Below are 6320 nucleotides of genomic sequence, written 5' to 3'. Positions count from 1 at the left end.
TTTTAATTTGTTTTGAATAGGCGCAATGAAGTTTATATTCGTCTGCAGGCAGCTTGGCCAATACAAGCTGCTCATTCAATTTTCTTTCTCGAAGTTGATACTTGAGCAAAATCCCGAAATCAATCAGCACATCTAGCCTTTTCAATTGCAGCAAGTGAATCCCATGCTCCAAGCCCTTCAGCTTGATTGTCGCTACGTCTCCAGACTTAATCAGGCTCATCACTTCAGGGTGATAAACATAACCGTTATAGATTCCTAGAGTTGTTCCTTTAAGGTCATTGTATGAATGAAGCTTCAAGCTAAGTTCTGGACGAACAAGAAATCTGTCTGCCCCATCAAATAAAACAGGGGACCAATGATAGGAAGAAGGTAATTCCTTCCAAATAGGGCTCGTCAAACAATCCACATCGATGTCACCTGACTGCAATTGTTGCTCAATTCGCAAGACTGGAAGTTTCACAAACTCGGCTTGCAATCCCGCTTCGGAAGAAATCTGGTCGGCCAGATCTTTGATAATGCCAGAATGGACTACACCATCATGTTCAATAACAAAAGGTGGCTTCGCATCATCCCAATAACTGAACTTAAGAGTCTCTGCGCTAACGTTCCCTACTGAAAAAAGCAATACCAGCAAGCCTAGCTTCGATGTAATCTCTCTCATCACTCCACTCCTCCGTATACTTTCATTATTGGAAGGAAATAGTAATTAAGCAATATCTTTCACTAAAAATACCAAATTGATCTAGCTTTACTTGAGTCGAATCAAGAGTCCGTTTTACTTATTTACCACAGACCTGACAGCCTGAGTCTTTCTTCAGTTTCAACGTCCGCCACTCCATCGAAGTAGCATCCAGCATCATTAAGCGCCCTTTTAAAGAACATCCTAGGCCACTCAGTACCTTAATAGCCTCCATTGCCTGCATGCTCCCTATAATGCCAACCAACGGCGCCATAACACCTGACGTTGAGCAGGTAAGCTGCTCGTCATCCCCTTCAGCATACAAACACTGATAACACGGTGCTTCATCGTCACGCATATCGAAAACACTTACCTGCCCTTCCATTCGAATCGCGGCACCAGACACTAGAGGCTTTGCTTCTTCGACACATGCTCTATTGACCGAGAATCGAGTTGTGAATGTGTCGCTGCAGTCCAAAACCAAGTCAACTCTGGCGACAGCAGACCGTAACCCCTCCTCATCCAGACGTTTGGCAAGTACCTTCACTTCAACATGAGGGTTTATATTGCCAAGCATTTCAGCCGCGGAGTCTACTTTCATTTTTCCTAACGAGCTTTCGCCATGTAGAATTTGGCGCTGCAAGTTGGAAACATCAACATGGTCATCATCAACGATAGTTATGCAGCCAACACCTGCTGCTGCAAGATACATCGCAACCGGGCTACCCAAGCCACCCGCACCAATAATAAGTACTTTTGCATTCTTGAGCGCCAACTGCCCCGCAACATCGAATTTAGGCAACATGATCTGCCGGCTATATCGCAATAACTCCGGATCACTTAACTCTTGATAAACTTCGCGACTTTGCTGCTCGCTCACAATTCACCTCTATACAGATATAAAACTAGTCTTACCCAGTCCATTGGCCCTGGGTAACACGATCGTTACCGCCATAATCTTTACTTGTCTCGACCTGCTGATAACCCGCTTTTTTCAGTACTGACCTAACAAGCTCTGCCTGGTCATAGCCATGTTCAAAAAGTAGCCAGCCACCTGCTTCGAGAAACTCACGCGCATCATGCGTAATCTTTTTGATATCGGCCATCCCCTGATCTTCAGCAATCAGAGCAGAAGCAGGCTCAAATCGAACATCCCCTTCACGCAGGTGCTTATCTTTGGCATCGATATAGGGAGGATTACTAACAATCAGAGAAAAACGCTGCTCCCGGAATGCGGAAAACCAATCGCTGCAGAAGAACTCAACATGAGGAAGGCTATTCAAGTTTGCGTTTTGCCTTGCTAGCTCAATGACCTTTGGAAAACGGTCAACACCATTGACCTGCCATGCTGGGCGCTCACTAGCTAATGCCAAGGCTATCGCCCCCGTGCCCGTTCCGAGATCAAGTACTGAAATGGCGGACTTATCCAACGGCAAATTCAAAGCCCTTTCAACAAGCACTTCGGTATCAGGCCTTGGAATGAGAGTATGCTCATTAACCTTTAAATTTAGAGTCCAAAAATCTCGCTGACCAATTAGGTGGGCAATAGGACGCCCTTTTTGGCGTTGTGAAACAAGAGAAAGAAAGTGCTCGGTTTGGTCTTGATCCAGACTTTTATCAGGCCAGGTCCGTAAATAAGCACGCTCGCAATCGAGCACGTGACATAAGAGCAGCTCAACATCCAAAGATGCCGAACTGCTTGTCAATTCGAGGGATTTTGCCATCGCCTCTGAAATAGTCAGTTGATGGCTCATATCAAACTCCAATAAGCTATATCTACTTATTACTCACCCATAGAAGTGAGTAATTCAGCCTGATGCTCTTGCAATAAAGGCTGTAACACCTGGTCCAAATCACCTTCCATAACTTCAGCTAGCTTATAGAGCGTCAAATTAATTCGATGATCAGTCATGCGACCTTGAGGAAAGTTATAGGTTCTGATTCGCTCAGAACGGTCACCACTACCTACGAGACTTTTTCGTTGATCTGATTGTTCTTGAGCATGCGCTTCCTGTTCAGCCGTCAGTAGCCTCGATTGCAACAAAGATAGAGCGCGAGCCTTATTCTTATGCTGTGATCGTTCGTCCTGACACTCAACTACCACACCTGTTGGCAAGTGGGTAATACGAATAGCCGAATCCGTTTTGTTGACGTGCTGACCACCGGCGCCCGAAGCCCGGAAGGTATCGATACGCAAGTCAGCCTTATTGATTTCGATCTCATCCACAGCATCAATTTCCGGCATCACAGCCACCGTACAAGCCGAAGTATGAACCCTGCCTTGCGATTCGGTTTCTGGAACACGTTGTACACGATGAGCTCCTGACTCAAACTTCAGGCTCCCATATACACCCTCACCGACAAGCCGTGTAATCACTTCTTTATAACCACCGTGCTCACCCAGGTTTTCGCTAACCACTTCAACCTTCCAGCCTTTCTTCTCAGCATAACGAGAATACATGCGAAATAAATCCCCAGAGAAAATTGCCGCCTCATCACCACCGGTTCCCGCTCGAATTTCCAAGAAAACGTTATTCTTGTCATTCGGATCTTTAGGTAACAAGAGAGTCTGCAACTCCTTATCAAGAGTTTCCAAAGAAGACTTTGCCTCTTTCAGCTCTTCTTGAGCCATCTCGCGCATATCGGCATCACCATCATTCATCAGCATGTTGGCTTCTTCGATGTCGTCCTGAGCTTGTCTGTAGCTAGCGTAACATTTCACAACCGGCTCAATTTCAGCATACTCTTTTGAAAAGTCGCGAAATTTATTCTGGTCTGTGATCACATCAGGGTCGCTCATAAGAGCTGCTAATTCTTCGTAACGTTCAGAAATACTGTCTAAACGAAGCAATAAGGATTCTTTCATGGAATAGTAACCAGCTAGATGACCTTAACTTAACTATAAAGCCTGAAGAACAAACGCTTTTGATAAAGTAAGGTCACAAAAATTCAATATGTAGGAAATTGCGCGGCATTTTAGCAAAAATAGCGGCGCGAAACAAAAGCTAGCTCTTGTAGAAAGATTTAGAACATCTCTAGCTCGCCATCATCAAAAGGATCGGCTTCAGGCTCTTTATACTCAAAGGACAAATTTTGATTTAATACTTTTGTGTGCAAACTACATTCAAAGACTTCTCGCCCACTTTGAAAGTTAAGCGTTAACATCGAAAAACCTTCGTCAAGCAATTCATCAAGCCGAATGCCAAACTGCTTTTGAGGGGTGCCGAGTTGCAGGTAGTGCTGATAATCGATGAGTTTGTTTTTGAGCGCCCCCATAAAACGATTAGCCAATTCGGAAATCCAGTCTTCAATCTCATGAGCTTGAACAAACTCGGCATCACCTTTAATTGGATAAGTTTCTCTTAGAATGGAGACAGGGCCTCGTAGTAGTAATTTCAGCTCCAGGTCATCGGAAAGCGCTTCGATAAATGCGCAAGGCAGGGCCAAGACCTCTTTTGCCGACTCTACAATTTCCAATTCGCATTGAATGCTTGCGAAAACGTCAATACATGTTTCTTTAAATAATAGGTGTAAGGGCTCCAGGGCGCTTCCTGCTTGGGGCATTTTGACTCCTTTCTATTCCATAAGTATTACTATCCCTACTAATATAGCCGAATGAATCAAAGCCGCCTTAGGATTTTTATAGTATTATGGAATAAAAATAATGCCCCCTGGAAGTCCATAAAATTTCTTTAGAAACAACAGGGTATAAGCATCTTCAAATTGGGTCAGAGTAAAGGCGTTTGTTTTACTCTGGCCCCAATAGTACACACTTAAGGAAAAAGGTTTGGATTAGACGCTACTCTGGCCCTGCAACGATACCCGCATCGTGTAAGCGGCCAATTTCAGCACTACTCAAACCAACCACTTCAGAAAGCACTTCATCGGTTTGCTGCCCTAGTTTTGGCGCCGGTTGCGCAGGCTGGCGTTCAAATGCCGAGAAGTTCCAAGGAGCTCCTGCTGCTCTGAATGAACCAACACCAGGCTGATCAATTTGGTTAAACATTGGATTGTCTAGCGAGCATTCCGGGTCACTATCTACCATTTCCTTAACCGTTTGATACTTACTCCAACAAACTCCGTTTTCATTGAAGCGAGACTCAATATCCTTAAAACTGCGCTTAGAAATATAGTCAGAAAATAAAGCCGAAATCTCATCACGAGACTCAAAGCGAGCACCTTCCTGAGAAAAATCACGTCCTAGCGTTGCCGCTAGCTGGTCCATTTTTTCAGCTGTTTCTGTAGCAATACACAAGGACTTCCACTGGCGTTTGGTCAAGCCAATCACCATGACACGCTCGCCATCAGATGTCGTAAAGTCTCGTCCAAACGCACCGAAGAGATAGTTTCCATAACGTGGACGCTCTTCTCCTAACTGCGCTTCAGCAATAAATCCTAAGTGCCCCATCACTGCCATGGCCGCATCAGCCAAAGCAATCTTAGTGTGCTGTCCTTCACCTGTGCGATAACGATGACGCTCTGCAGCTAACAAGCCCAGTGCAGCCATCTGTCCTGTCACCAGATCCCAGGCAGGAAGTACGTGATTCGTTGGCGAGTTACTATCAGAGGGGCCTGTCAAAAACGGTAAGCCAATGGCCGGGTTAACCGTATAGTCTACAGCCGAGCCACCATGCCTATCGCCTTGAACGGTGAGCTGTATCATGTCTGGACGAATTGCCTTAAGATCCTCATAAGACAACCAACCCTTAGGTGGAAAGTTTGTCAATAGCATTCCCGCTTCTTTGCCAGGCGCGGTTATAATTTGCTTAGCGAGTTCTGAACCTTCTGGAGACCTAAAGTTGATCGCTACCGAACGCTTAGATTTATTTAGCCCTGCCCAAAACAGACTGACATTATCTTTTGTAACGGGCCAGCGACGATAGTCCAACCCCCCCCCTATCGCATCTATTCGAATGACGTCCGCTCCAAGTTGAGCTAAAGTCATTCCTCCAAGAGGCGCAGCGACAAATGCAGAGGCTTCAACCACTCGCATCCCCGATAGAATCGAACTCATATTGACATCCTGTTAGGTTATTTTGTAATAAATTATTAAGAAACTATATATGACGCGAAGAATAAACCAGCTTAGCCGCTAAATCCACTCGGAACAAAGTTCAGATTTGTAACCAATTTAGTTTTTTGCTTTTCGCTTGACCCAGCTCGTCTATACTAGAACTAACGACTTGAACGAGCTAAAGATGAAACATGGACAAACCAAGCGTATACAGTCACCAAGACCCCTTAAAGAAATTAGGCTCCAGTAGCCCTTTACTTGAAAAGTTGCGGCTACTCCATGGGCACTTAAAACATCAGCATCACTATATTGACCGTATCGCCGTCGCCTTGTTTGATGCGAAAACCGATACCCTTAAAACCTTTGCTTGGAGCAGCGAACACGAAAGCCCTTTGACTCACTATCAAGCAAGTTTAAGCGATGCCCCTTCCCTGATAGAGATAATCAAGAGTGGGAATCCACGAGTCGTAAACAATATGGAAATTTTTTCTGACGGCCAGAATACCCATACGAGAGTATTAGAAAAGAGTCATTTCGGCTCTAGCTATACATTTCCAATGTATCAAGATGGGCAATTTATCGGCTTTATATTTTTTAACTCCTTCGAAAAAAACGTCTTTGAAGAAA

General features: G+C 44.8%; 7 protein-coding genes. 1 reads left to right on the top strand and 6 read right to left on the bottom strand.

The genetic code is table 11. The features are described 5' to 3' along the window. The 6 genes from A3735_RS00735 to A3735_RS00710 form a co-directional block, all read right to left on the bottom strand. A partial coding sequence (locus A3735_RS00735) for an ABC transporter substrate-binding protein (RefSeq protein ID WP_068637367.1) occupies positions 1 to 661 on the bottom strand: 661 nt, incomplete at its 3' end. A gap of 118 nt (positions 662 to 779) precedes the next feature. Beyond that, the gene (locus A3735_RS00730; RefSeq protein WP_082870302.1) at positions 780 to 1559 is read right to left on the bottom strand and encodes a molybdopterin-synthase adenylyltransferase MoeB; all 780 of its coding nucleotides are present in this window, start codon (positions 1557 to 1559) and stop codon (positions 780 to 782) included. Between the two features lie 31 nt (positions 1560 to 1590). Further along, positions 1591 to 2433: a peptide chain release factor N(5)-glutamine methyltransferase gene (prmC, locus tag A3735_RS00725; protein ID WP_068513801.1), complete on the bottom strand. Its 843-nt coding sequence runs from the start codon at positions 2431 to 2433 to the stop codon at positions 1591 to 1593. A 29-nt stretch (positions 2434 to 2462) separates the two neighbouring features. After that, on the bottom strand, positions 2463 to 3545 hold the full coding sequence (gene prfA, locus A3735_RS00720; protein WP_068513797.1) for a peptide chain release factor 1: 1083 nt from the start codon (positions 3543 to 3545) through the stop codon (positions 2463 to 2465). A gap of 158 nt (positions 3546 to 3703) precedes the next feature. Beyond that, positions 3704 to 4243, bottom strand: a complete 540-nt coding sequence (locus A3735_RS00715; RefSeq protein WP_068513794.1) for a hypothetical protein — start codon at positions 4241 to 4243, stop codon at positions 3704 to 3706. Positions 4244 to 4478: 235 nt separating this feature from the next. Next, positions 4479 to 5693, bottom strand: a complete 1215-nt coding sequence (locus tag A3735_RS00710) for a CoA transferase (protein WP_068513791.1) — start codon at positions 5691 to 5693, stop codon at positions 4479 to 4481. Positions 5694 to 5884: 191 nt separating this feature from the next. On the opposite strand from A3735_RS00710, the gene A3735_RS00705 reads away from it, so the two are divergent. Further along, positions 5885 to 6320: GAF domain-containing protein (locus tag A3735_RS00705; RefSeq protein WP_369820489.1), on the top strand; the 436-nt coding region annotated here is incomplete at its 3' end.

The organism is Oleiphilus sp. HI0061, from assembly GCF_001635675.1.
Note: the sequence above shows the minus strand (reverse complement) of the source record. Positions and strands in the feature narration are given on the sequence as shown.